General features: G+C 57.2%; 20 protein-coding genes, 1 pseudogene and 1 riboswitch. Of the genes and pseudogenes, 9 read left to right on the plus strand and 12 right to left on the minus strand.

The annotated features are described in order from the left end of the window. Positions 1-5 precede the first annotated feature (5 nt). Positions 6-1532 carry an IS66 family transposase gene (locus HNO86_RS07565; protein ID WP_175376379.1) on the plus strand — a complete coding sequence of 509 codons (1527 nt, stop codon included), beginning with the start codon at positions 6-8 and terminating at the stop codon, positions 1530-1532. Between the two features lie 13 nt (positions 1533-1545). Here the strand turns inward: HNO86_RS07565 and ppa are convergent, their stop codons facing one another. The 6 genes and pseudogenes from ppa to HNO86_RS07595 all read right to left on the minus strand — a co-directional run bounded on the left by ppa (position 1546) and on the right by HNO86_RS07595 (position 7432). Next, positions 1546-2091, minus strand: a complete 546-nt coding sequence (ppa, locus tag HNO86_RS07570) for an inorganic diphosphatase (RefSeq protein ID WP_175376380.1) — start codon at positions 2089-2091, stop codon at positions 1546-1548. Positions 2092-2126: 35 nt separating this feature from the next. Beyond that, positions 2127-2450, minus strand: a complete 324-nt coding sequence (locus HNO86_RS07575) for a DUF190 domain-containing protein (protein WP_108079192.1) — start codon at positions 2448-2450, stop codon at positions 2127-2129. Between the two features lie 10 nt (positions 2451-2460). Further along, on the minus strand, positions 2461-2844 hold the full coding sequence (crcB, locus tag HNO86_RS07580) for a fluoride efflux transporter CrcB (protein ID WP_103497309.1): 384 nt from the start codon (positions 2842-2844) through the stop codon (positions 2461-2463). A gap of 141 nt (positions 2845-2985) precedes the next feature. Continuing rightward, positions 2986-3046: riboswitch (Fluoride riboswitch) on the minus strand. Between the two features lie 187 nt (positions 3047-3233). Continuing rightward, a pseudogene (locus HNO86_RS07585) lies at positions 3234-3584 on the minus strand (aldehyde dehydrogenase family protein); the annotation flags it as partial. Positions 3585-3645: 61 nt separating this feature from the next. Continuing rightward, positions 3646-4803 carry an iron-containing alcohol dehydrogenase gene (locus HNO86_RS07590; RefSeq protein WP_175376381.1) on the minus strand — a complete coding sequence of 386 codons (1158 nt, stop codon included), beginning with the start codon at positions 4801-4803 and terminating at the stop codon, positions 3646-3648. 130 nt (positions 4804-4933) lie between these two features. Next, a complete protein-coding gene (locus tag HNO86_RS07595; RefSeq protein ID WP_175376382.1) occupies positions 4934-7432 on the minus strand; it encodes a CoA transferase in 2499 nt (832 codons plus the stop codon). A 280-nt stretch (positions 7433-7712) separates the two neighbouring features. On the opposite strand from HNO86_RS07595, the gene gcvA reads away from it, so the two are divergent. From gcvA to HNO86_RS07620, 5 genes are all read left to right on the plus strand, one after another. Further along, positions 7713-8612, plus strand: a complete 900-nt coding sequence (gcvA, locus tag HNO86_RS07600) for a transcriptional regulator GcvA (RefSeq protein ID WP_175376383.1) — start codon at positions 7713-7715, stop codon at positions 8610-8612. A gap of 243 nt (positions 8613-8855) precedes the next feature. Then, positions 8856-9911 carry an ABC transporter substrate-binding protein gene (locus HNO86_RS07605; protein WP_175376384.1) on the plus strand — a complete coding sequence of 352 codons (1056 nt, stop codon included), beginning with the start codon at positions 8856-8858 and terminating at the stop codon, positions 9909-9911. 111 nt (positions 9912-10022) lie between these two features. Beyond that, positions 10023-11105, plus strand: a complete 1083-nt coding sequence (locus tag HNO86_RS07610) for an ABC transporter ATP-binding protein (protein ID WP_175376385.1) — start codon at positions 10023-10025, stop codon at positions 11103-11105. Between the two features lie 40 nt (positions 11106-11145). Then, complete coding sequence (locus HNO86_RS07615) at positions 11146-12420, plus strand: ABC transporter permease (protein WP_175376386.1); 1275 nt, start codon at positions 11146-11148, stop codon at positions 12418-12420. 5 nt (positions 12421-12425) lie between these two features. Next, positions 12426-13274 carry an ABC transporter permease gene (locus HNO86_RS07620; protein ID WP_175376387.1) on the plus strand — a complete coding sequence of 283 codons (849 nt, stop codon included), beginning with the start codon at positions 12426-12428 and terminating at the stop codon, positions 13272-13274. Between the two features lie 328 nt (positions 13275-13602). Here the strand turns inward: HNO86_RS07620 and HNO86_RS07625 are convergent, their stop codons facing one another. The 5 genes from HNO86_RS07625 to HNO86_RS07645 all read right to left on the minus strand — a co-directional run bounded on the left by HNO86_RS07625 (position 13603) and on the right by HNO86_RS07645 (position 19720). Next, positions 13603-14643, minus strand: coding sequence for an ABC transporter substrate-binding protein (locus HNO86_RS07625; protein WP_175376388.1), 1041 nt, complete (start codon positions 14641-14643; stop codon positions 13603-13605). A 261-nt stretch (positions 14644-14904) separates the two neighbouring features. Then, entirely contained in the window at positions 14905-16470 is a 1566-nt protein-coding gene (locus HNO86_RS07630; protein WP_256672565.1) for a PucR family transcriptional regulator, read from the minus strand. Positions 16471-16539: 69 nt separating this feature from the next. Next, positions 16540-17901: an MFS transporter gene (locus HNO86_RS07635; protein ID WP_175376389.1), complete on the minus strand. Its 1362-nt coding sequence runs from the start codon at positions 17899-17901 to the stop codon at positions 16540-16542. 45 nt (positions 17902-17946) lie between these two features. Further along, positions 17947-18294, minus strand: coding sequence for a cupin domain-containing protein (locus HNO86_RS07640; protein ID WP_175376390.1), 348 nt, complete (start codon positions 18292-18294; stop codon positions 17947-17949). Between the two features lie 19 nt (positions 18295-18313). Continuing rightward, positions 18314-19720, minus strand: a complete 1407-nt coding sequence (locus HNO86_RS07645; RefSeq protein ID WP_175376391.1) for an FAD-binding oxidoreductase — start codon at positions 19718-19720, stop codon at positions 18314-18316. A gap of 94 nt (positions 19721-19814) precedes the next feature. Between HNO86_RS07645 and HNO86_RS30545 the strand changes: the two genes are divergently transcribed. Then, the gene (locus HNO86_RS30545; protein WP_372242518.1) at positions 19815-20114 is read left to right on the plus strand and encodes a hypothetical protein; all 300 of its coding nucleotides are present in this window, start codon (positions 19815-19817) and stop codon (positions 20112-20114) included. A gap of 172 nt (positions 20115-20286) precedes the next feature. Here the strand turns inward: HNO86_RS30545 and HNO86_RS07655 are convergent, their stop codons facing one another. After that, positions 20287-21201, minus strand: coding sequence for a LysR family transcriptional regulator (locus tag HNO86_RS07655; RefSeq protein WP_175376392.1), 915 nt, complete (start codon positions 21199-21201; stop codon positions 20287-20289). Between the two features lie 163 nt (positions 21202-21364). Here HNO86_RS07655 and HNO86_RS07660 point away from each other — a divergent pair, with 163 nt between their 5' ends. Then, positions 21365-22540: a M20 aminoacylase family protein gene (locus HNO86_RS07660; protein WP_175376393.1), complete on the plus strand. Its 1176-nt coding sequence runs from the start codon at positions 21365-21367 to the stop codon at positions 22538-22540. A gap of 45 nt (positions 22541-22585) precedes the next feature. Further along, positions 22586-23365 carry an ABC transporter substrate-binding protein gene (locus HNO86_RS07665; protein ID WP_175376394.1) on the plus strand — a complete coding sequence of 260 codons (780 nt, stop codon included), beginning with the start codon at positions 22586-22588 and terminating at the stop codon, positions 23363-23365. Positions 23366-23372 lie beyond the last annotated feature (7 nt).

A 23372-nucleotide genomic window follows, 5' to 3' on the forward strand; every position in this document is an offset into this window, starting at 1 on the left:
GTGGCATGACTTCGCATCCGAATCTCGATCAATTAAACCCTGAAGAACTGCGTGCCTTGGCGGCGCAGTTGATCCAGCGCGTCGAGACAATGGACAAACAAATCATCCATTACAAGTCGGTCAACGAGAAGCTGGCCCACGAGATCGCGCAGCTCAAACGTTTCAAGTTTGCCAAGCACAGCGAGCAGCTAAGTCCGGATCAAGCCAGCTTGCTTGACGACTTGATCGACACTGACATCGCCGCCATTGAAGCTGAGCTTGAAGCGCTGCGACCAGCGCCTTTCGGAGCCAAATTCTGCCAGCAGCCTAAACGCGCTGCGCTGCCACCGCAGTTCCCTCGCAAACTGATCCATCACGAACCAGAAAACAGACACTGCCAGTGCGGCTGCGCCCTCAAGCGTATTGGCGAAGATGCCAGTGAAAAGCTCGACTACACGCCTGGCGTATTCACCGTCGAACGCCACATCCGTGGAAAATGGGTCTGCCAACAGTGCGAAACGCTGATCCAGGCGCCGGTACCGGCGCATGTTATCGACAAAGGCATACCGACGGCGGGTCTGCTGGCCCACGTCATGGTGGCCAAGTTTGCCGACCATCTACCGCTGTATCGGCAGGAGAAAATCTTTGGCCGTGCAGGGTTGCCCATCGCCCGTTCGACCCTGGCGCAATGGGTAGGCAACTGCGGCGTGCAACTTCAACCGCTAGTCGATGCGCTGCGTGAAGCCGTGCTGACGCACTGCGTCGTCCACGCCGACGAAACACCAGTACAAATGCTTACGCCTGGTGCGAAGAAAACTCATCGCGCGTACGTCTGGGCCTATGCCACCAGCCAGTTCTCTGAGCTGGCGGCGGTCGTTTATGATTTCAGTCCGAGCCGTGCTGGCCAACATGCCCGAAACTTCCTTGGCAACTGGAGCGGCAAGCTGGTCTGCGACGACTTTGCTGGATACAAGGCAGGCTTTGAACTGGGCGTCACGGAGATCGGCTGCATGGCCCATGCACGTCGAAAGTTCTTCGACTTGCACGCCACCAACAAGAGCAAGATTGCCGAAAAAGCGTTGCACTACATCGCGGCCTTGTACGAAGTTGAACGAGAAGCACGCGAGCTGGAACCGAATGTCCGGCAGCGCATACGGCAGGAAAAAGCAGCACCGATAATCGATGCACTTCATACCTGGATGATCGCCCAGAGGCAGCTTGTGCCTGAAGGATCGGCCATCTCCAAGGCGTTGGATTACAGCCTCAAACGCTGGTTAGCGCTGACGCGCTATCTCAATGACGGTGATGTGCCAATCGATAATAACTGGTGCGAGAATCAAATCCGGCCATGGGCACTTGGGCGCTCGAACTGGCTTTTCGCGGGCTCGTTACGCAGCGGTAAACGTGCGGCTGCAATCATGAGTTTGATTCAGACTGCACGGCTCAACGGGCATGATCCATATGCGTACCTGAAGGACGTCCTCACCCGCCTGCCGACACAGCGAGCGAGTGAGATTACTGAGCTACTTCCGCATAAGTGGGTTCACATTTAACAGTCCAGATTTTCTAGTGAGACACCAGGCTTTTTGGAACGTAGGCAGCTACTGACCTGCGGATTTCTTCCCTAGCCTCATCTGCGCTGCCCCAGCGCCCCATCTTCACCCACTTACCCGGTTCCAACGCCTTGTAGTTTTCAAAGAAGTGCTGAATCTGCGCAAGCAGAAGTGCGGGAAGGTCTTCGCACTCCTTAATATCGCTGTACGTCGAGCTGAGTTTGTCATGAGGAACAGCGATTACCTTGGCATCGGCGCCAGCTTCGTCTGTCATGTACATCACGCCAACTGGACGACTGCGAATGACAACGCCAGGAGAGACCGGATAAGGGCAGATCACCAGTACGTCCAGTGGATCGCCATCATCGCTTAGCGTGTTCGGAATAAACCCGTAGTTGGCCGGATAGAACATTGGTGTACTGAGGAAGCGATCAACGAAGATCTGCCCGCTTGGTTTGTCTACCTCGTACTTGATCGGAGAGTGGTTTGCAGGGATCTCGATAACGGTGAAGAAGTCATCGGGGATTGCGTTACCAGCTGGAATGTCCGCATAGCTCATGTTCGTATCTCCAAGGGATTAAGAAGGGTTTTGGGCTAGTTGGCCTTTTTGCCGACGGTGCCCATTTCGATTGGGGTCTTTATGTAGAACACTGAGATCTCCTCTAGCTCCAATCGCTTGAACAACCTTTCGGATTCGTCCTCGGTGATAGCCATGCGAATTTCGGTCGGCTGATCCGCCAGTTCAAAAAAATGTGAGGAGTGCAACCGGCCAGTATGCCCAAAGCCCTCGATACCTGTAGAAAGGGTCGCGCCACGCAGCCCCATTTCCTTTGCTACATCAACGATCCAGTCGCCCAGCATCTTTCCCTGGTAACGACGGTTCTGTTGGGTAAAGAAAATCACCAGAAAACCTTTCATTTTCATCTCCTCAACGCGTGCCAATCATTTGAAATGACAGAAGCCCGGCAGCCGTCATCGCCAACGAGCCCACGACGTGTAACGAAATCGAGCCAAGTGCCCACAGCAATCTCCCTTCTTGGATTAGGGCAACTGTTTCGGCTGAAAAGGTGGAAAAGGTGGTAAGTCCCCCACAGAAACCCGTGATGATCAGCAGGCGCCATTCAGGGCTTAAGGAAGGAGATGCGGCCAAGAACGCGATGGCTAGTCCGATGATGTACCCCCCGACCATGTTCGCCACCACAGTGCCTGGGGGAATTGTCGGGAACAGCGCGTTGAGCTTCATGCCCAGAAGCCAGCGCAACCAGGCACCAAGTGATGCGCCGATTGCGATAACTAATAGTGATTTCAGCATGGCTGCAAATCTCCTCTGGGCTGGTAGAGCCGAGGAGGTGCTGATAACCGCATGCGAAGAGAGGGGGCTGATATGAGAATGGTAGTCACAATCCTGTCCTAAATTGATGGACAGGGGGCACACCTACGCACCCTGTCCAGGGTTCACGTAGGCATCATCAGCACGAAGCGGTTTAAGGAGGAATGCCATCTCCTGAGAAGATCCTATAGCAACATTACCGAAAAACTCAACCTCCAAGCACTCAAATCTGTACGGCCTCCCGGGACACTGTGTCTGCTGTCATGGTGACGTGAGCTAGCCCAGCCGCCCTCAATGGAAGCTCGAAAATAGGTAAAGTGGATTTCCAATCCAGTTGTTCAATACGGGTTTGGCAGACGCTTACGTTTGATTTACTTCATTACAGGCATCGAGAACTCAGCCCCTTCACGCACTCCAGACGACGGCCAGCGTTGGGTAATCGTTTTGCGCTTGCTGTAAAAACGTACGGCATCCGGGCCGTAAGCATGTAAATCGCCAAACAACGAGCGCTTCCAACCACCAAAACTGTGGTAGGCAACAGGCACTGGCAGCGGCACGTTGATGCCGACCATACCGACCTTGATGTTGTCGCAGAAATATCGCGCAGCTTCACCATCACGAGTAAAGATGCAGGTGCCGTTTCCGTACTCACGGGCATCGATCAGCCTCATGGCCTCCTGCATGCTATGCGCACGCACGACCAGCAAAACCGGCCCAAAGATCATTCGCGTGTTCCTTATTGTTGAGTACACGGCAGCTGCCGCTGATGTGGGTAAGTGTTGGCTACCAGAGGTTGCGGTAGAGCTCGATCATCTCGTCGACCGAAGGCACGCGCGGATTGTTGCCAGGTGAACCGGAGGCCAAGGCTTGCTCAGCCATGGTTGGCATCAGGTCGAAAAAGCGTGAGCGACTGATACCAAAGCCTTCAGGCGTGGGAACTTGCAACTCGTCGTTGAGTGCCTGCAGCTCGACGAGCAATTTGGCGTTGGCGCTTTCATCGCTGTCCTGAGCGGTCGCGACGCCCATGGCCCGAGCACAATCGGCGTAGCGCTTCGGAGCGCCGGGAATGGAGAAGGCCGTGACACCCGGCAGCAGCATCGCGTTGGAAAGACCGTGCGGCATATGGAAGAACGCCCCAATTGGCCGGCTCATGCCGTGCACCAGTGCTACGGAGGCGGCCGAGAACGCAACGCCGGCCAACGTCGAGCCCAACATCAGCGCTTCACGCGCGGCAATGTCCTGGCCTGAGTGATAGGCCCGACGCAGATTCGGGCTTATCAGGCGCATCGCGGCCAGTGCCTGGCTGTCGCTGTAGAGATTGGCTTTGAGGCTGACATAGGCCTCTATGGCGTGGGTCAACGCATCGATCCCGGTATCCGCCGTGACACGGGCCGGCAGACTGAGCGTCAGGTTGTAGTCGACCAATGCCGCCACAGGCATGAACCCTTGGCCCACGCAGAGCATTTTTTCGTCGTTCTGCTCATCCGTGATGATGGTGAAACGGGTCACTTCAGAACCCGTGCCGGCGGTGGTTGGCACGGCAATAATTGGCAGGCCTTGCTCACTCACCTGGCGTGGAAACTTGTAGTCGCGCATCTCACCACCGAACCTGGCGAGAATGCCGATGGCTTTAGCGCTGTCGATAGGACTGCCACCACCCAACGCGATGATGCTGTCATAGTCCCCCGAACGCGCGTGTTCCACTCCGGCACGAATCGAGTCGACCGTAGGCTCCGGCACCGTGTCGGCGAACACATCGGCGCTCAACCCCTTGGTTGCGAGAACATCCTGGATGCGCCCGGCATAACCGAGTTGAACCATCATTTTGTCGGTGATGATCAGTGGCCGGGAACACCCGAGAGTGCTCAGCACATCGGGAATGGCTTCACTGGCCTTGGCCCCCACCTGCAGGATGCGCGGCAAGATTATTTGATTGGACATGTTGCCTCCGGGGTTTCCATGTGGGTGCACGCCTCCCTGCAGAGACTGCCCCCAATGACTGTTGGTGATGGAGTTAATCCGGGTACAGGAGCCTTTGAAGTGCTCCGTACCCTGGATTCAAGCGAATGCGTCAGCTGGGCAAATACTCTTGGCTCCAGCTGTCACCGATGACTGCACATGCCATGAGCGTGTCGATCCGGCTTTGGCTGTAGCCGAGCTCGGCCAGTACAGATCGCGTGGATGCACCAAACTTTTCAGCCGGGGCCAATGCGCGGATGGCGGCATGGCGCGGGCGAATAGCAAAGGGATCGAGCTGGGTCACGCAGCGTCCACTCGGGTGATCGGCGTAGACGCTGAACGAGTAGCTGCCGTTATCCGTGCCAGGGTAATTGTCAGCCGGTCGGCTATAGCGCTGGCGCAGCGTGTCGATGTTGTCCGGAACAGCCGCTGCGACGCCGGCCGCCTGCAGGCGGGTTTGCCAGGTTTCTCCCGCTGTCTTGATAAGCGCTGCACCGAGGAACTGTGCAGGGTCGCTGGCCACAGACAGGCCTTGCAGGCCTTGTACTGACTCCAGCGTGTTCAGATCGACTTCGTTGGCATCGAGGTAAAGCCAGCCGTCCGCTGTGCGATAGAAACGCGACAGATCGCTGTATCCCAACGCGTCGCGTCCCGTTGGTTCATCAAAGGGTGCACGGCCCACGTAGTCATAGCAGAAAGGAATCTGAACCAGGTTGCCCAGCGCCGCGAGCGACGTACGAGCACGGCTGACTTTGCCTGTCCTGGTTTTTTGATACAACGCGGTGGCCACCCCAAGCGCAGCGGCGAAGCCACACATCACGTCGATGGTGCCAACGTGGGCGTGCTCTTCGGGCGTCTCCATACCCCCGCCGAAACGCAGCATGATGCCGGTCGTCGCCTGGATCAGGTCGTCGTACCCCAGGTAGTCGGTGCGAGGGCCACGGCGCGGGCCACCGAAGCAGTCCAGCTGGCAAAAAATCACCTCAGGGTTCACTGCCTTCAGGCTGACCTCATCCAGGCCCAATGGCGCCAGTTGACGATCAGGTGCATTCATCACGATGACATCGACCGACTTCACCAGACGGTTGAATACCTCGCGCCCCTCTTCCTGATTGAGGTCAACCAGAATGCTCTGTTTGCCACGCGCCGACGACATGCCGAACACAACGGTGTTCCAAGGGTCGTAATTGGGCTTGGTGGGATCCAGCTTTATGACCTCAGCACCAAATCGGCCAAGGAATGAAGTCGAGTGCGGGCCGGCGATGACGTTGGTCAGATCGAGAATTTTAACCCCGTCCAACCATCCTTTTGAGCCCTGCTGCGTTGCAATTGGCAATACCTCCCGAGCACCTTCACTCAGGGTGGCGAGCGCCTCCTCGACACTGACTTCTCGGCGCGACAGCGGCGACAACATCAACTCTGAACTGTCTTCAAGCCAGGCGATGGCGCCGGGTTGTTTCATCCGGCCGTATTGGTGATCAACGACGTCGACCACCAAACCGGCAGTATTGGCATGCTCGTCATGCAACCACTCCTGAGTGGAGCGATGAGGTGCGCCAGGAAACTGCCCTTCACCAAAGATTTTTTCCCATTGCGCAGCCGTCTTGGTCAGGAACACTTCCTTCATGCGCGCAGAGATCCGCTTCGCCCAGTTTCCGGGCAGTGGATAGACACCGAGGGAGGCATCCCCTTCCCATTGGTCGAAGGGTAAATACGGGTCGTCGACTTTAGGCAGGCCTGCCGCGAGCATTTCTTCGTACAAACCCATCGCCTGCAAGCAGCGTTTGGCGTGAGAGCGATGGGATGGGCACACCGCGTAAAATTTGCGCCCGTCAGCACATTCATAGGTGCGGTAAAAGGGATCGAGATACTCCTGCAAATCCTCGTAGCTGAGATTCATCGGCAGGTTTTCGGCACGCCGACGCTCGATCTCTTTCTCACGCAACGTTTTGTAGCGCGCAGGATACCCATCAATCTTGATCGAGTTATAAGACAGCCCTTCCATGACCGCCGCTGCCAGCGGCACCTCAATTTCGTCCCCCACCCCGGTGCGTTGCCTGGCCTGCAACGCCAGCACTACAGCTGAAACGGCAAGCATGGTGCCGTAGGCCGAGGCGAGCGGTAGCGGCGAGAAGCTCGGGTTGATGCCCATCAACACCCTGTTTTGCCCCATGTCGGTGAACACCCCGGAGGCCGAAGCGATAATTGCCTCGGTAGCACGCCATTGGCTTCGGAGTTCATCATTGGTGGCGAAACCGGGGATGGACAGGCTGATCAATGACGGGTACTCACGACGCAACTCGGCAAAATCCAGCCCCAGGTTTTTCATCACGCCGGGTCGGAAGTTCTCGATCACGATGTCGGCCTTGGCGATCACCTGTCGCGCCTGCTGCAGGCCTTCGGTGGACTTCAAATCCAGGCGCAAGCATTGCTTGTTGCGGTTGAGGACGGCGTTTGCCGGGCTGTCCCAGAGAGGGCCAGCAGGCGGATCGATATGAATGACCGTAGCGCCGAGATCGCCCAGAATCATCGCGACCGCCGGGCCAGCAATGTATTGACCAAAATCGATGACGTTCACGCCGCTGAGGGGTAGCTGACTGAGCTTTGCCATGTTTCACCCATTATTTTTATTGTCCTGCTGGTTCCAGCTTTCACGCAGGGTTTCGGTTTTCAGAAGCCGTTTGCAAAGGCACATAGCGTTTAAGGCCGGCCCGTTGAATGGCGATCTGGGGCCTACTGTCGAGAAAAGCACGGGGTTGCGAAAGCAATAAAAAAAAGCCCTATGGGTTCATTTTTTTTATGTGAACGGAGTAGGATTTATGGGTGAATGCGGTATAACGCGCTCTGGCGCGCTGCCTCGTCAGTCCCATTTCCCGAGAGAACCCGTTGCCATGAAGAAGCGATTACCCCCGCTCAACTGGTTGCGCGCATTCGAATCAGCTGCCCGCCATCTGAGTTTTACCGACGCAGCACTCGAACTGAGCCTCACTCAGGCCGCAGTCAGCCAGCAGATCAAAGCCCTGGAGTCACAGCTGGGCGCCGCGCTATTCAAGCGGCTACCCCGTGGCCTTGAACTGACAGAACCGGGGCTGGCCTTTTTGCCCGTTGTCCATGAGTCGGTGGAGCGCCTGGCCGCCGCCACCGACGAAATTTTTGGCCAAGGACATCGCAAGGTTCTAACGGTGCGCAGCAGCCTGGTGTTCTTTACCCATTGGCTGGCTAACCGACTGCCACATTTTCGGGAGCAGCATCCGGACATCAATCTGCGTATCACCAGCAACATCTGGATGGGCGATACCGACCTCGAAGCCGATCTGGAAATACGTTACGGCAGTGGCAAATGGAGCGGTCTGAAAAGTGAACGGCTGACTTGGGATCTGCTTTTCCCCGTGTGCTCCCCCACCTTGTCGACGATCGAAAAACCCTTGAACACTCCAAGAGACCTTCGTCATCACGAACTGCTGCATGTCCTGGGTTACGAGGAGGGTTGGGGTTACTGGCTGAAAAAAGCCAAAGCCGATGACGTCGACTCATCTCAAGGTTTGCAGTTCGATACGCTGATCTCCGCGCTGAAAATGGCGGAGCTGGGGCAAGGCGTTGCCCTGGCGCGCTCTTCACTGGTTGAGCAATACCTTCAGTCCGGACAACTCATTGCCCCCTTGGCCGCCAAATTCAAAACCTCAGAAGCGTTTTACCTGGTGTATTCCCCGCACAAGATAGTCAATCCACAGGCCGCTGCGTTTGCCAATTGGCTGATGGAAGCAGCGTTGTCGGCCCGTAGCGAGGATTAAGCAAAGCGGTTTTGGCACTTGGCAATGGGCAGGGCGAATTCATCGTCCGGCCCTCCCTCTCAGATAACTTTTGTGTAGCACCCATAAATAAAATCGCCTCATTGGGCTTTTTTTTATTGCTTTTACCTTCCCCGTTTTTTGCCGAGAGTAAGGCCCTGATCGTCTCCACGGCCGCTCACGCACCCTGTGCGCAACGACCTTGCGACGGTTACCCACAAAAATAAAAAATGAGGGGTATCCCGCATGAAAGGCGCCACATTGCTTTTGCTCTCAAGCATCGTTTCCTGCAGTGCATTGGCAGAAAACTCCCTGACCGTCGTGTCGTATGGCGGCAACCTGACCAATGCGCAGATTCAATCCGCGCACAAGCCATTCACCGCAGCCACGGGCACTCGGGTGATCTCCGAGGACTATTCAGGAGGTATTGCCCAAATCAAGACTCAGGTCGATAGCAAAAAGATCTCCTGGGATGTGGTCGATGCTGAAATACCGAACGTCATTCGTGCCTGCAATAACGGTTTGCTTGAGCGTATCGACCCTGCAACCCTGGCTCCGGCGCCGGATGGCACACCGGCGGTAAAAGACTTTCTGCCGGGGGCCCTGACCGAATGCGGTGTAGCCAGTTATATCTGGTCGACGGTCGTGGCCTACAACACCCAGGCGTTCAAGGGTGAGCAGCCCAGCACCCTGAAAGACTTCTTCGATATCCGACGCTTCCCCGGTAAGCGCGCACTGCGCAAGGCCCCCCAGGTGAACCTTGAGTGGGCGTTGATGGCCGATGGCGTCCCTCGCGATCAGGTGTATGAGCTTCTGGGCACTGAAGAGGGCCTGGAGCGTGCGTTTGCCAAGCTCGACACCATCAAGAAAGACACCATCTGGTGGGAGGCCGGGGCTCAGGCACCCCAGTTGTTGGCCGACGGAGAAGTCAGCATGATCTCGGCCTACAGCGGGCGAATCGTTATTGCCCGGCAGAAGGAACAACAACCCTTCAAGATCCTCTGGGATGGCCAGATGTACGACATGGAGGCCTGGGTAGTTCCAGCCGGCAATCCAAAGAAAGATCAGGCGTTGGCCTTCCTGAAGTTCGCCACCCAAAGCCCGGTTCTGGCCGATCAGAGTAACTACATCGCCTACGGCCCAACCCGGCGCTCGGCACAGGCATTGATCGATCCAAAGGTCAGGCCCGACCTGCCTACCAGCCCGGAAAACTTCGCCAGTGCCTTGCAGGTTGACTCACAGTGGTGGGGCGATCATTCCGATGAGTTGAACGAACGCTTCAACGCCTGGCTTTCCCGATAAGCACCCACACATCCCCGACGTTAGCAGCTACACACCTGACATAACCTTTTGATGGCCCGGGCGACTTTTCGTGCCCGGTGCCGCTACGCCTCATAACAAGAGAGATCCCCCATGCGTACTGAGTCTTTCGTCAGTTTTCGAAATGTGCAGAAGAGTTATGACGGCGAACATCTCGTCGTCAAGAACTTCAACCTCGAAATCGAACAGGGAGAGTTCATCACCATGCTGGGCCCTTCGGGCTCAGGTAAAACCACCTGCCTGATGATGCTCGCCGGGTTCGAAACGGTGACCCATGGGCAGATTTGCATTGAAGGCCAGCCGGTCAACGATATCGCCCCGCAAAGACGCGGCATCGGCATGGTATTCCAGAACTATGCCCTGTTCCCCCACATGACCATCGAAGAGAACCTGGCCTTCCCGCTCAAGGTGCGCAAACTGTCCCGGCAAGACATCGAAGACCGCGTACGCAAATCCCTGGATCTGGTAGCCCTGGGGCCTTTTGCCACGCGCATGCCCGCTCAATTATCCGGTGGTCAGAAACAGCGAGTCGCGCTGGCCCGGGCGTTGATCTTCGAGCCGCGCCTGGTGCTGATGGATGAGCCGCTGGGCGCTCTGGACAAGCAGCTACGTGAACAAATGCAGTACGAGATCAAGCGCCTGTCGAAGCAGCTCGGTATCACCGTTGTGTACGTCACTCACGATCAAACCGAAGCACTGACAATGTCCGATCGCATCGCCGTGTTCAACGACGGAATTGTCCAGCAACTGGCCAACCCTTGCGACCTCTACGAGAAACCAAAGACTGCGTTTGTCGCAAGCTTCATTGGCGAGAACAACCGACTTTCGGGGCAGATTGTCGAGCGTCAGCAAGGCTACTGCCAGGTGCGCGTCGGCAATCATCTGGTCAAGGCGCTGTCCGTCAACATCGCCGCAGCCAGCGCGAACACCACCCTGTCGATTCGTCCCGAACGCGTGCAGATCGGCGCCCACGCAGGCGATTACGACAACCATATGCCCGCCCGCATCGAAGAAATCATCTATCACGGTGACCATTTGCGCGCGCGCCTGAAGCTGGCGGGCAACAACGAGTTCATCGTCAAAATGGTCAATACCGCAGGACACCCGGCGCCGCAGGCCGGTACGTGCATTGATGTGGGCTGGTCGGCCGACGACTGTCGCGCTTTGGACGCCTGAAGCCTTTCAACGACCTTACTGTTTTGCCGGAGTACCCAGTATGAACCACTCATATAGCGTCAGCCCCGCGCTCGAGAACGTCGGCGAGGCCCCGCCGCAAGGCAACCTGAAGGACAGGCTTGATCGGGCAGAACGCCTCAACAAGACCAAGTCATTGCTGTTGGTCATACCCTTGCTGGCGTTCATCACCGTGTTTTTTCTGTTGCCGATTGGCACCATGTTGCTGCGCAGCGTGCAAACCCCGACCCTTTCTGCGGCCATGCCACAGACCGCTGCCGCGTTGCTCGCCTGGGAAGGCACGGCGCTGCCGGACGAGCATCTGTTCGCCGTCGTCGGGCAGGAAATTCTCAGCCTGCAACAGGCGCGGCAACTGGACAGTGTCGGCTCCGATCTCAACCGGGTCATGAACGATGCCAAAAGCCTGCTGGCCCGCACCGTACGCGGCCTGGCCGGCGAGACCGTCGAACCAGGCTCGTTCACCAGCCGCATGACCGCTGCCGACAAACGCTGGGGCCAGGTCGGCACCTGGATGCAGTTGAAGAAAATGGCGCCGGCCTATTCCCCCTCCAACTACCTGGCCGCACTCGACTTGCGCTATGACGATCAGGGCAACGTCGTGCAGCAACCTGAGAGCCGGCGCATCTACGTCAGCGTCCTGATCAAGACATTGCTGGTGGCACTGGGCATCACGGGGCTGTGCATGTTCCTCGGTTACCCGCTGGCCTACATGCTGGCGACCCTGCCGGCGAAAACCAGCAGCCTGTTGATGGTCATGGTGCTGCTGCCGTTCTGGACGTCGCTGCTGGTGCGCACCAGCGCCTGGATGGTGATCCTGCAAAACAACGGCGTGCTCAACAGTACATTGAGCAGCCTGGGCGTAATCAGCCAGCCGCTGGAGTTGATGTACAACCTGTTCGGGACGGTCATCGCGATGACGCACATCCTGCTGCCGTTCATGGTGCTGCCGCTTTACAGCGTGATGAAAAGTATCGACAGCACCTACACCCGCGCAGCGCACTCCATGGGTGCCAGTTCATTGCGCACCTTTGTACAGATCTACTTCCCGCTGTCCCTGCCCGGCTTGAGCGCCGGCGGCATTCTGGTGTTCATCCTGGCCACCGGTTACTACATCACCCCGGCGCTGGTGGGGGGGCGAACGGGACAAGTCATCAGCAATTTTATTGCTTACCACATGCAGACCTCCCTGAACTGGGGACTGGCCGCCGCCATCGCCTCGATCCTGCTGCTGATCGTGCTGGTGCTGTATTGGGTCTATGACCGGGTCGTCGGTATCAACAACATGAAACTGGGGTAATCGAGATGAGCCTTCCAAGTTATACCAGCCCGATGGGCAGAGTCTGGTTCTTCAGCGTTCGTGGTTTTGGTGTATTGATACTGCTTTTTTTGATCCTGCCAATACTGGTGGTGGTGCCGCTGTCATTCAATGTCGAGCCCTACTTCAGTTTCACAAGCGGGATGCTCAGCCTAGATCCAGCAGCCTTTTCAATGCGCTGGTACCACATGCTGCTTGAAGACCCATTGTGGGTGTTGTCGTTCAAGAACAGCCTGTTGATCGCTTCCTGCAGCACTGTCATCGCAACGACATTGGGTACGCTGGCCGCGCTCGGATTGAGCCGCGCCAATCTGCCGTGCAAGGGGCTGCTGATGGGTACCCTGATTTCGCCAATGATCGTCCCTGTGATCATCTCTTCCGCCGGCATGTACTTTTTCTACAGCGCACTGGGCATCGGACAAAACCATATAGGCATCATCCTGGGCCATGCCGTACTCGGCACCCCATTCGTCATCATCACAGTGACGGCGACACTGGTCGGATTCGACCAGTCATTAACCAGAGCAGCCGCAAGCCTCGGAGCATCTTCGACTTATACATTTGTCCGTGTGACCTTCCCCATTATTCGTCCAGGGATCATGTCCGGTGCGCTCTTTGCAATGGTGACCTCATTCGATGAGGCTGTGCTGGTGCAATTTCTTGGCGGAGTCGAGCAGCGCACCATACCGCGACAGATGTGGTCAGGCATGCGCGAGCAGATCAGCCCAACAATCCTCGCGGCAGCGACATTGTTGATTATCGGCTCGGTAGCACTGCTGATTGCGGTAGAGCTCATGCGTCGACGTTCGTTGCGATTAAGAGGCATCAAGGGGTGATCGGTCTTCAGTGCTCGGGCATCAACAAGTTGCCGAGCAGCGACAACCTGAGTGCGGCACAACTCTGGAAGGCGAACCTCACACTACGTTGAGCTTGCGCCCAGCCAGGAGATTGCTTTTCCAGGGTTCGACAACGGATGCATTGAAAGCCAAAAGGGGACGCATACCGGATAGCCCCCTTCGCAAATAACTGGGCGAGGCTCCTTGAGTGTTGGCCCTGATGAGATTTTGGCCCAGGAGGGAGGCAACATCGCATCAGCGCCAACACTCATGCATCTCACCGCCAACCCGGGCAAGGGCCACCGGGAGCAGCCGCCCTACCGCAACGTTATTGCTTCGCAGCCCATGCGTTGAAGCGCTGTTCCAATTGATCTCCGTGATCCGCCCAGAACGATGCACTGATGGCGACCTGATGAGCGAGGTTTGCCTCATCTGTTGGCATATTGCTCCGGCGGTTCGCATCAACCATTCCTACCGCCGTACGGTTGACTGGGCCGTATGCGATTTGCTGGGCATAAGCTTTCTGCGCATCAGATTTCAATACAGATTGGATGAAGCGCAGCCCCTCTTCCCGATTCTTTGCACCTTTGGGTATCGTAAAAGCGTCCATGTCGTAGATGCCCCCATTCCACACAATTCGCAGATCACTCTCGTTTTGCACAGCTGCGATGCGGCCATTGTAGGCGGAGCTCATGACGACATCACCGGAGGCGAGATATTGTGGCGGTTGAGCACCTGCCTCCCACCACTGAATGTACGGTTTGAGCTTGTCTAACTTGGCGAATGCTCGATCTTGCCCCGCTTTCGTCTCAAGCACCGAATACACATCTTTGGGCCCAACACCATCAGCCATCAAAGCGAACTCCAGGGTATATTTCGCCCCTTTGCGTAAACCACGTTTTCCCGGGATTTTTTCAACGTCCCAAAAATCAGCCCAGCCTTCAGGCGCGGTTTTGAGCTTTTGCGCGTTATAGGCGAGCACGGTCGACCAGACGAAGAAACCAACCCCGCAGGGCTGCACCGCGTCCTTCAGTAGTTCCGGTTCCAGTTTGGAGATCGCAGGATCCTCGCCGATTGTCTCCAGCATTCCCTCATCGCAAGCCCTGGCTAGTTCGGGCATTTCCATTTCAACAACATCCCACGCAACGTTTTGAGTATCAACTTGCACCTTGACCTTCGCCATCTCACCATTGAACTCATCGGCAATAATTCGAGTGCCCGTGGCCTGGGTATAGGGCTCATAAAAAGCTTTGACTTGAGCGGCTTTGTTGGCGCCGCCATGTGACACGACAGTCAAATCTGCGTGTGCCTGCATTGCGATAGCGGAACTGAAAACCAGGGTGAGGGAGGTACTGAGGAATTTAGACATTGTTATGGCCTCTGCTGGGCATCGATTATTATTAAGCGACGACGATCCCTGGTACCTTTGGAGCAGTACCGGGGACACCCCACAGTTTTTAGAGTTTCTCCTGTCCCGCTACAATCAGCCGTTCGCACAAAATCAGCGCCCGTCCTCATACGAAACAATGAACAACCGGACACTGGATATATGATGGTCATCCAGCGCGATGGGAGCTGGGAGCTGGCAGCTGCCTTCCGTCAACCAAGAGCCTGGTAATGCCGATAGCGGTTAACCTGGCGAACCTGCTTCATTGGCATCGATTGCGATATCCATCGCGCGCAAGGCAATCCACAAAGCCACCACCCCCTCTGTGTCATCCAATGATCGTCCGGTGATTTCTTCGATCCGACGCACGCGGTACACCAACGTCTGCTTGTGCACGTTCAGCATCTGCGCAGATTTTTGCCATGAGCGATTTTGTTCCAGGAACACCCGCAGTGTCTGGATGAGGTGACTACTGTTCTGAGCGTCGTAATCAGCCAGGCTGCCAATGACTCGACGATACATCCTGTTCGCTTGCTCCAGGTCACTCGGCAGCCAGAACGCTTCGTCCAACGCATTGGCGTACTCAACAATTTTTCGACCAGGCGTCGAGTGTGCCAGTGCAAGACGAGCCTCCCGCAGCGCCTCAGGTGCCCTGAGCCCCGTACCCAACACGGCACTCACTCCCAAGCAACCTCCCAACACCCCTTGAAGGGATTCGTAGGGTGCCGGCCCGGCCATCATTATCACCAGTTCATCCCCGGCCTGCCTGGCTAGCACTTTCATGTTTTGCCGACTAAGTTCCAACTGCCAGTTTTTCGGTGCAGCATGATCTAACCGGGCAAGAACCAGACGGGCTGAGTCTGGCGGACAGCCCAGTTGCTCCAGGCGCTCCTGGGCTGCTCGATCGGTAAGTCTCATGTTCAGGAGGTCATCCACCAGCTCAGAACCCAGACGCAGCATTCGCTCGTGCTCGCCCTGGAGGCGCTCCAATTCAATAGCAAGCACCGAGGCGATGTGGTGAAGGATGCCGTAATCCAGCAGTTGGCCACCTGTTGCGAGAATTGCGCACTCTGGCAGTGCCGGGAGCGCCATGACCAATGCTTCACTCTCGCCGTCATGACAGCGCGTCAGATCATAGGTAAGTCGTGCACGCGAGCGAAGCACCTCACACCACCGTGCGGGCAGCGCCACAAGCCCTGCTTGCCAGGGACACAGGCTGCGAGTGTTAAACAGGTAGAGCTCAGCGGTAACGTCGGCAGAGAGCCTCTGCAACAGACCGTTCAGGCCGAGATGGCGCAACCCGATCCTTGCACTCTCATAGAGCCGCACCACAGCCCGTCGGCGTTGATCTTCGGTTTGCTGCCTGGCATCGAGAATGGCTTTCGTCACAGCGGAGAAAGGCACCGAATAATCGGTGATGAGCACCGGGAAACCCAACAGCGATGCCTGCTCACGCAAGCCCGAAATGTCCTCCGGTGCTTGCATGTTTTCCCCGATCATCAGGCCAGCTACTTTGGCTTCGAATAATCGCGTGACGTATGCGCGTTGCTGCTCAACCTCACGGGGTATACCGATACCCGTGGTCATCAGCAGGTCACCTTCCCCTAGCCATTCGCTGGGGTCGGACAGTTCGCACACATGCGCCCAGCGCAAGCTTCGCTGCGCGCACTCCACGCCCGTCAGCAAACGGGTGCGTAGAGATACGTTATCAATGATGTCTTGGATGCTGAAAGGCATGGTGATGGACTGCCAGGTCGGAGATGCTGAAACGCCCAAAAGGCGTTGATGACTAACCGCCACCAACGCCATTGGACTCCGCCTCCACCCTAGCAGCGACGCTTATGGGACGTCGAGCCAGAACAGTGGTACGGAACTCACTCAGGTCGCCATGCTCAGCGACGCGGATTGGTGCAGAGATTTACCTTTTGTTTCTGGTGCCCAAGCCAGGCAGACGAAGAACGCCAGAAGTGTTATGCCGGCACCGATCATCAGCGTCGATTGCAGACCAATGGATTCGATTCCAATTGGCATCAGGTAGGTGCCCGTTGCTGCACCGATACGGCTGATACCAACGGCGACACCGACAGCGGTTGCACGCACGGAAGTGGGGAACAACTCGTTGGGATAGATCCACTCCAAAATGCTCGGCCCACCCGAAACGAAGGCATAAAATGCAAAGGCGCCGATAATGAACCAGGCAGGAGCATCCGCCCACAACCCGAGCGCGAAGAGCGGTATGGCCATTAGCGCGAACGGTACCAACACCATCGGTCGACGCCCCCAGGTTTCCACCAGTCTCAGGGCTGGTATCACACCAATTGCGAACAGCGTGGCGATGAGCAGCTCACCCAACGTCGATGCGTTTACGCCTTGAATGCCGGCAGAGATGAGGATCATTCCACCAAAGGTGTAGAGCACGTACTGCGGTGTAATCTGGGCGAAGTAGAGGACACCACACATGATGGTGCGCTTGAGATAACCGCCTGACGAAATCATTTTCAGATCTGCCAGCATGGAGCGTGGACGCCCGCCGTCATTGAGCTGATGGATGTCGTGCTGGGTGATTTTCACCGATTTGCCGTACACCTTGCGGATGACCTCCTCCGCTTCCTCGACTCGCCCCTTACTCGCCAACCAGCGCGGAGACTCAGGAATACCGCGGCGCATAATCACGACGATCAGGCCTACCACGGCGCCACTGAACAGCATCCAGCGCCAGAGCGAATGGTCACCGCTGAAACTGACCACCAGATAGCCCACTACGAACGCGGTCATTGCACCCACCGACCAGGCAAGCCCGGACAGGCCGATCATGAAGCCTCGACGCCTGGATGGTGTGAACTCGGTAAGAAGCGACGTAGCAATCGGGTAATCCGCGCCAACGGCCAGACCAATCACAAACCGCAACAGGATCAATTGCCAGGCATCAGTAACGAAAGCACTCAGACCGCAGGCAATGATCAGCACCGTTAAATCCAGCGCATACATGGTTTCGCGACCGATTCGGTCAGTAAGGGCCCCAAACACCGTAGCGCCGAAGAAAATGCCCAGCAACGAAGCCGCACCGATAAGACCAGTCTCTACTGGCGATGCCGGAATGTCGTGGGCGAAACCGATCAGAGCAATGCCAATCAAGCTGAGGATGTATCCGTCCAAGAATGGTCCACCGCAGCATGCAAGCAATAATTTGCGGTGGAACTTGGAGACGGGCGAATTTTCGATGATATCGAACACGCTCATAAAACGACCTTTCTTATTGAAATTGTGGAAGGCGAAACGGGCCAGTCAGCCGACGATGAAATATTGCTTTGTCACCGTTTCCTCGATGTCCCAAACACCTGTTGTGTTCGGCGCGAAGTAGACGGCGTCGCCCGCCTGGAAATGGACTGCCTCGCCTTCGTCAGGCGTGAACACCCCTTTGCCGCTGATGACATAGCTGTATTCAGCCTGAAGAACCTGGCGCCGCCAGGTGCCTGGTGTGCACTCCCAAACACCCAGCGAGAAACGCGGGTTTTCGACGACCTCATCAAGCGCAAGGCGGGTTTGGGAAATGAGGTCACCCAGAGGTTGGGCAACCGGTGTCGAGGCTGAAAATGCAGTATCGGCAGCAAGGCGTTTAACGATCGGGGTCATGTCGTTGGCTCCTGTATGGTCAGGCTTTGTCTTCAAGGCCGACTGGGGCAAGCCCGGCCAGCATGCGGTCAATTGCGGACGGTCGAACGCCGCTCATTTCGGCGCGCTCCTTGCGGATCACGGCATTGCGAACGAGCGAGCCACCCAAGTAGCGCAAGGGCTCCGGAGGGAAGGTTTTGCAGCGACGGCCAACCAGAGGGCAGGTGCTCCACTCGTCCCGGACGCCGAGTGCGAGACTGGCGAGAATGCGACCACCGAGGCGGCTGGGGCCGACTCCATTTCCGCTCCAGCCGATGCCGTAATGGATGTTCTGGCTACCAGTCAACGTGCCGAATACCGGTAGGCTGTCATAAGTGCGATCAATTGGCCCTGACCAGGCATTCGTGAGCTGAGTCGATGCCAGGCTCGGATAGGTGCGTCGGAAGTCGGCTTCAGTCAGCTCAATGCTCTGCGCGTGATTGCTGAAGGTGTCGTCGATCCGCGAGCCATAAGCCAGCGCGCCGGTACCCTTGCCGAAGGCAATGCGCCCGTCTCGGGTGGTGCGGTAGTAATCCACCATCAGCTGCGAGTCGGTGATCGACTGCTGACCAGTCCATCCCATCTGTTCAAGCTTTTCGGGGATCGGCTCAGTCACAACGATGGAGCTGTTAACTGGCACGATCAACTTGGCGAGTTCTGGAATGGAAGCCGCCCAGGCATTGCTGGCCATCACGACGGTACTGGCGTTGACGTAACCCTTGTCGGAGCTCAGACGTACTGTTCTGCCAGGCTCGATGCTGCTGACCGGAGTTTGTTCAAAGATACGAACGCCCGCCTTCTTGGCGACCTCACGCATACCACGAACCAGGGCGCCTGGCTGAACCGTGGCGTTGCTGCCCTCAAATACGCCCGCAAGGTGGACGTCAGAACCAGTGGCCGCTGCAACTTCTTGCCTCGACACCCTGACAAAAGGCTGGACGCCGAGACGCGCGCACATGTTGAGAGTGCCATTCCAGCTGTCGATGTGGGCTGGGGTTGTCGCCGTCCAGAGCCATCCTTTACGGGCATAATGCGCATCAATTTCATGCTGCTCGCAGAATTCGCCCAGTTCGGTAATAGCTCTCTCGGCAGCGTGGGCCAGGAACAGCGCTTGCTCCTGGGTGCAGAAGCTCAACAGGGAGCCGATCTTCGGCCACCAAGACATGACAAAACCGCCATTACGACCTGATGCACCGCCCCCACAAATGTCCTGCTCCAACACGGCAACGGTGATGTTGGGATCGCGCTCTTTGAGCGTCAACGCTGTCCACAGACCGACGAAGCCACCACCGACGATAGCTACGTCAGCGTTGTATTCACCCTCAAGGGGTGGAGTGGGCTGCAGGTTTTCCTCCAGACTCTGCAGCCAGTAGCTACGCGTCAGAGGGCGAGAAAGGGCCAGGCGCATGGGATTGCTTCCACTGTGTTGTTTTCCACAGTTTCGCTTCCCTTGCAATGCTCAACTATTGAGCAATCTTAGGAATGTGACAATAGTGGTTCATATGATCGAACGAGAGAGGGGGCGACGCGCGATTCAGGCCAAGGGAAATCGCTTGAGGCACTGTGATCACCTTGCGCACGCCGGGTACTTGCAGCGCAGCCGCACTGTCCACCGCCACAACGTTCGCCCCCAGGACCTTGGCGGCGATGCGCCCGAAAGCGTGGCGCTCTCGATTCTGGCGGAGATGATGGCGGCGTTGAATCAGCGTAACGGAAGGATGCTGAAGCATCGGAGCAAACCGATTCATCAAGTGGATCTGGTGGTGCGTGAAAAATCTGAGGTGCCGGCAGCGGTGAATTGAAGAGTTTTCGATGAATGTGAAAAGACCGTAAATACGTGAAGCAGTTCTGCCTGCATCGATCCATGGTCTTGCCCAGTGCAAGGTGAGTCGAGTAACTTTCACCAATCCCGTCAAGTCTCAGGATCCACACCGCTCCGGCTTTTGCTCCCCGCAATTGGCCACACCACCCAAATCAAACCAACAAATCCACAGTCTGCAACATCCGCCGATACGGTGATTGCACCTGCGCCATCTCCCACTGAATAATCTCAATCAAACACTCCAAAAACCGTTCCGCCGCCGGCCGCAACGGCTGACCACTACGACTGATAGCGCCCACCGAAGCGCTACCCACCGAATCACGCAACGGCAACGCGCACAAACCTTCCCGTTGCGCGCAGATCTCCACCAGCGGCCACGGAAAGATGCTCAGCATGTCCGTCTCACGCAGCAAACTCATGATGATCGAGATCGAATGGGCGAAATGCACGTGCCCCTGGGTCGAGATCGCGCCGTCCTGCTGTGAGGCCAATATCCAGTCGGCGGATTCCAGGTCCTTCATGCTGTGGCAGTCGGACAACGGGTGTTGCTGGCGAGCGACTACGGCGCAATCTGCCGTGAACAGCGGCTGATACGTCAGATCGGTGCTGGAAAAACGGGTATCGAGACGCCCGATAAACAGATCGACTCTTGCCTCGCGCAGCATCGGGCACGCCACCGATGAAAGGCCCTCGTGCAATTCCAGCTGCACCTGTGGGAACAGTTGGCGGAAACGTACGACCGCCTTGGGCATGAGGGTCATTGCCAGCCAGGGCGTGACGGCCACCGACAAACTGCCTGTCAGCTCGCCGTTTTCATCGGCCAGTACCTGTTGCGCATTGCTCATTTGCGCCACCACCAGGCGAGCCTGAATCAGCAGTTTCTTGCCAAGTTCGGTAAACACAATCCCCGTGGCGTTGCGGATCAGCAGTTGCGTGGCGCTGTCTTGTTCCAGCTTCTGGATGGCCTTGGTGACGGCGGCCGGCGATGTGTCGAGGCTTTTGGCGGCGCCGCGGATGCTGCCCGCGTCGGCCACTGCCACCAGTGCATTGAGTTGATAGAACTTCATGGTATCGGCCACTGTTAACCCAGGGTTGTCGCGTTAACTTTCGATTGCCTGTCAGCGGTTGTCCAGGCCCTCTACTCTCGGACCCATACCGCCCGGGCCTCGATCCTCAGCAAAGGACCGTACCAGAGGTACCTCCAACTGGTCATCAAGGAAAACGCTGCCAATGACAGACTCCATCGCGCTGTTGAAGGAAATCGAGCAGGAAATGCGCGAACTGCGCCACCAGATCCATGCCAACCCTGAGCTTGGTTACCAGGAGGTCGAGACCAGCGAACTGGTCGCCCAACGGTTGCTGGAATGGGGTTACGAGGTCCATCGCGGGATCGCCGAAACCGGGATTATCGCCACGCTGAAAAAGGGCACGAGCCCACGGGTGATCGGCATACGGGCCGACATGGACGCCCTGCCGATTCTGGAGAAAACCGGGTTGCCCTATGCCAGCCGCATACCCGGCAAGATGCACGCCTGTGGCCATGACGGGCACACGGTGATGCTCCTGGCGGCCGCATACGCCCTCGCCCATGGCCACCCGTTCGACGGCACCCTGCGCCTGATTTTCCAACCCGCCGAAGAAGGTCTGGCCGGCGCCCGCCGCATGATCCAGGAAGGCGTGTTGCAACAGTTCCCTTGCGATGCGGTGTTCGCGGCACACAACATGCCCGGCTATCCTGTCGGCAAACTCGGCTTCCGGGCCGGCCCTTTCATGGCGTCCGCCGACCAGGTCAGCGTGACGATTCACGGCAAGGGTGGCCACGGCGCCATGCCGCACTTGAGCATCGATCCGGTGGTGGTCTGCGCCAGTATCATCATGGCCTTGCAGACCATTGTTTCGCGCAACGTCTCGCCTCAGGAAATGAGCGTGATTACCGTCGGATCGATCAATGCAGGCAAGGCGTCCAACGTGATTCCGGACAGCGCGCACATGCTGATTTCCGTACGCTCGCTGAACAATGCCGTCAGGGACCGCCTGGAACAGCAGATCTGCAAGCTCATTCATGCCCAGGCCGAAGCGTTCGGCGCGACGGCCGACGTCCAATACAGTGCCGATTACCCGTTGCTGATCAACGATCAGGAAATGACCAGCTTCGCCAGCCAGGTGGCCACCGACTGGCTGGGTGAAGACGAAGTCATGAACGATATCGTGCCGTTCAATGGCAGCGAAGACTTCGCCTATTTCCTGCAGAAATGCCCCGGTTGCTACCTGATCATCGGCAATGGCGACGGCGAAAAGAGCTGCATGGCTCACGACCCGCGCTACGACTTCAACGATGACATCCTGATTCGGGGCGCGGGCTTCTGGGTCAAGCTGACCGAGGCTTTCCTGCCGATCAACGCTTGAGTTACGACCTGTCAAACCGCTAAAACCAATAACAACGAGGTCATCATGCAGCTACTTAACCGTCATTACGCCGCCCTGCTCTTCGGATTGATCGTCGCCCCGCTGTCCCAGGCGCAGCCGGTGATCAAATTCGGTGTGGACCCCAGCTACCCGCCATTCGAGGCCAAACAGCCGGACGGTTCATTGAGCGGTTTCGATATCGACCTGGGCAACGCTCTGTGCGCCGAGTTGCAGGTCAAGTGCATTTGGGTCGAGCAGAGTTTCGACGGCATGATCCCGGGGTTGAAGGCCCGGAAATTCGACGCCATCCTGTCCGCGTTCAGCGCCACCGAAGTGCGTCGCCAGCAGGTCGACTTCAGCAACAAGATCTACACCGCGCCTTCTTCGCTGGTCGCGAGAAAAAACTCGGGATTGCTGCCGACGCCGCAGTCATTGCAGGGCAAGTCGGTCGGGGTCGTCCAAGGCTCGCTGCATGAGAGTTACGCCAAGACGCAATGGGGCCGCCAGGGCGCCAATATCCTCTCCTACCAGACCCAGGACCAGGTGTTTTCAGACCTCATCAACGGGCGCCTCGATGCTGCGTTCCAGGCGTCGGTACAGGCTGACATCGGTCTGCTGCAAAAGCCTCAAGGCCAGGACTTTGCCTTCGCCGGCGACCCCATCACCGACAAGAGCATCATCGGCGATGGCGTGGCAATCGGTGTTCGGAAAAACCAGCCCGAACTCAGGGAACAACTCAACACAGCCATTGCCGGCATTCGCCAGTCGGGCCAGTACGACCAGATCGCGAAGCAGTATTTCAACTTCGATATTTACGGCGAGTGAGGCGAAC

Origin of the sequence: Pseudomonas sp. C1C7 (genome assembly GCF_013359595.1) — a bacterium.
Classification (GTDB): domain Bacteria; phylum Pseudomonadota; class Gammaproteobacteria; order Pseudomonadales; family Pseudomonadaceae; genus Aquipseudomonas.